General features: G+C 54.4%; 3 protein-coding genes. All 3 read left to right on the forward strand.

Annotated features, from left to right (window positions below; all coding sequences use genetic code 11):
• Positions 1 to 108: 108 nt before the first annotated feature.
• Positions 109 to 819 (forward strand): DUF2953 domain-containing protein, encoded by a 711-nt coding sequence (locus L691_RS0101410; RefSeq protein ID WP_025688326.1) that lies wholly within the window; start codon positions 109 to 111, stop codon positions 817 to 819.
• Positions 820 to 908: 89 nt separating this feature from the next.
• Positions 909 to 1388: a GerW family sporulation protein gene (gene ytfJ, locus L691_RS0101415; protein WP_025688328.1), complete on the forward strand. Its 480-nt coding sequence runs from the start codon at positions 909 to 911 to the stop codon at positions 1386 to 1388.
• A gap of 201 nt (positions 1389 to 1589) precedes the next feature.
• On the forward strand, positions 1590 to 2798 hold the full coding sequence (locus L691_RS0101420; protein ID WP_025688329.1) for a D-alanyl-D-alanine carboxypeptidase family protein: 1209 nt from the start codon (positions 1590 to 1592) through the stop codon (positions 2796 to 2798).
• Positions 2799 to 2813: the final 15 nt, after the last annotated feature.

Consider the following 2813-nt stretch of genomic DNA (forward strand, 5'->3'; position numbering starts at 1 on the left):
CTACTTCAAGTGTTAGCTAAGTGGGGGAGTGTTCAAGTGAATTTTTCCAGTCCAAAAATGCCATACTAATCCAAGGATTCCTATCAAAGGTTGCTTGGAGGTTAACACGTGAAGCTATGGCTGTTAATTTGCGCCCTGCTGCTGGCTGTCTCGATCTTGCTGCTCTCTTCCCGCATTCATATTCATTTCAGGCTGAACAGAACAGGACAGGATGACCGGATCGTGATTGATATCACCGCCCTTTTCGGACTGGTTAAGCGTCATTACTCGCTTCCGGCGCTCGCATTTGAAGGATTGGAGCGCGGGCTGCATGTCAAGTTGGAAGAGACCGGTATCGCGCCAGTGAAATCGTCGAACAAGGAAGAGGCCGATATCGACAAGGATGACGTCAAGGAATGGATGGAATATGGAAAAAAAGCGCTGCGCGCCACGCAAGGGCTGAAACGCTGGACCGCTGATACGCTGTCCCATCTGCAGATTACGAAGCTGGATTGGTCCACGAATTTTTCACTCGGCGACGCGGCGGGAACGGCCACGGCGGCCGGGGTGCTCTGGGGGCTGAAGTGGAGCCTGGTCGGCTGGGTCTCGCAGTGGGTGAAGCTGATGCATCGTCCGCGCCTGTTCGTAGTTCCGGTGTTCGATGATGACGTGAAATTCTCCACCGAGGTCGATTGCGCCGGAAGAATATCGGTGGGCTACGCCCTGTATGCGGGATTCAGGCTGCTGGTCCGGGCCATGCAGGCGGATGAAGGGATCAGACAATGGAAGGCGCTTGTCCGTGAGATCCAGTCGCGTAAACGGGAAAAAAGAGCCGCATGATCCTGCCGGGTTACATAGTAACGCCTCTTTCGGGGGAATATACGTTGTGAAGGAATTCTATTCCCTAGAAGCCGAAGGAGGATACCAATATGAGTGATCACCCCATTCAAGGTCTGATGCAGACCGCGATGGAAAACATTAAAGGCATGATAGACGTCAACACCATCGTCGGAGAGCCGGTTCAGACGTCGGACGGCAGCACGATTTTGCCCATTAGTAAAGTTGCATTCGGATTTGCCGCAGGGGGCAGTGACTTCAGTGTGGAAGATGAAGACAAGCCAGCGGCTGGACAGAACGGCGTAAAGCTGCTTCCGTTCGGAGGGGGCAGCGGGGGCGGAGTTTCCATCCGGCCAATCGCTTTTCTTGTCGTCGGTCAGCAAGGCGTGCATATCGTGCCGCTTGACAACCAAACTCATATTTTCGAGAAAATTATTGATGCCACCCCAGGGCTGATCGACAAAATCCAGTCGATGTTCCCCGCTCAAGGGGGGCAAGGCGGTCAAGGCGGAAACGCGACTACACAGCAAAATACACAGCCTCCCGCACAACCGGTAACCGTAACACAGTAACCGAAAGGGAGTACGGCAGACTGGCCTCCGTCAATCCGGTTCATGCCGGGGCATGCCGTAAGACCGGTGCGGCCTGCCGCAAACATAAGGATATCGCTAGCCGCGGTATCCTTTTTTGCGCATCGTGAAAGGAAAGGACATACCGTTCCCGAAACAAGCATACACTTGTACAAAAAGCCGATAAGAACCCGGAGGGTGAACATGAAGAGAGTAAAATTCGGATCTTCTCTAGCTCTGGTCTGCATCAGTCTGCTCCTGCTCTTCACTCCGATTGCGGCGGCTGAAACGGAAACGGAGCAAGAGAGCGTATCAACCCATGCCAAGGCGGCCGCGCTGATTGATGTGGAGTCCGGGCGGATACTCTACAGCAGCCACGGTGATGAGCCGATGCTGATCGCTAGCCTGACCAAGATCATGACCGCTATCGTCGCCATTGAGAACGGCGATTTAAGCAGCAAGGTCAAGGTCGGCAAGAACGCTTTTGCCAAGGAAGGATCGTCTCTGTTCCTTAGACATGGCGAGGAGATGACACTCGAGAACATGCTGTACGGTCTGATGCTGCGTTCGGGCAATGATGCGGCGACGGCCATCGCGGAGCATGTCGGCGGCTCTGAAGAAGGTTTTGTCTATCTTATGAATGCCAAGGCGGAGGCGCTGGGACTCGCCCATACCCATTTTGCCAATCCTCACGGTCTTGACGCCAAAGAACATTACTCCACCGCCAATGATCTTGCCGAGCTGACAGCCTATGCGCTGCATAATCCCGTATTCAAGGAAATTGTGAAGACGCAGGTGAAGACGGCAGATAATCCGTACGATAAATGGGACTACAAATGGAGCAACAAAAATAAAATGCTGCGGCTCTATGAAGGAGCGGACGGCGTGAAGACGGGCTATACGAAAAAAGCGCTCCGCTGCCTCGTCAGCTCCGCGACCCGGGGAGGACAGCAGCTGGTCGCGGTAACGCTTAATGATGGCAATGATTGGAACGACCATGCCACGCTGCTCAACTTTGGCTTTAATCGGTTCCCCCTAAGAACGATTATCGAGCGCGGCGAGAAGCTGAAGGGCTATGAGCTCGCAGCGGGCCTAAATTTCTCCTATCCGCTCAAGCAGGGAGAACAGGAGCGGATCGTCACGGAACTGGTTCTGAATTCGAAGCGGGGGACCAAAAACCGTGCAGACAAGAACTTCGGGCTGCGGGGAACGCTCGTGCTGAAGCTGGGCGGTGAGCCCATCGGTCAGGTACCTGTCTATGAGCCTGAACGCCTGCCGCCGGAATCATATCCATATATGGAAAAATACACCTCTACCTCGGCCTATCCGGCGGATACATGGCTTCAGGCGGTCTCTAGCGCGCTTCGCGCCCTGTTCCGTTTCGGGGCGGAAGGGGGCGTCTCTCATGATTAACGTCATATGGCTGGG

Source organism: Paenibacillus zanthoxyli JH29, assembly GCF_000520715.1.
GTDB classification, from domain to species: Bacteria; Bacillota; Bacilli; order Paenibacillales; family Paenibacillaceae; genus Paenibacillus_AQ; species Paenibacillus_AQ zanthoxyli.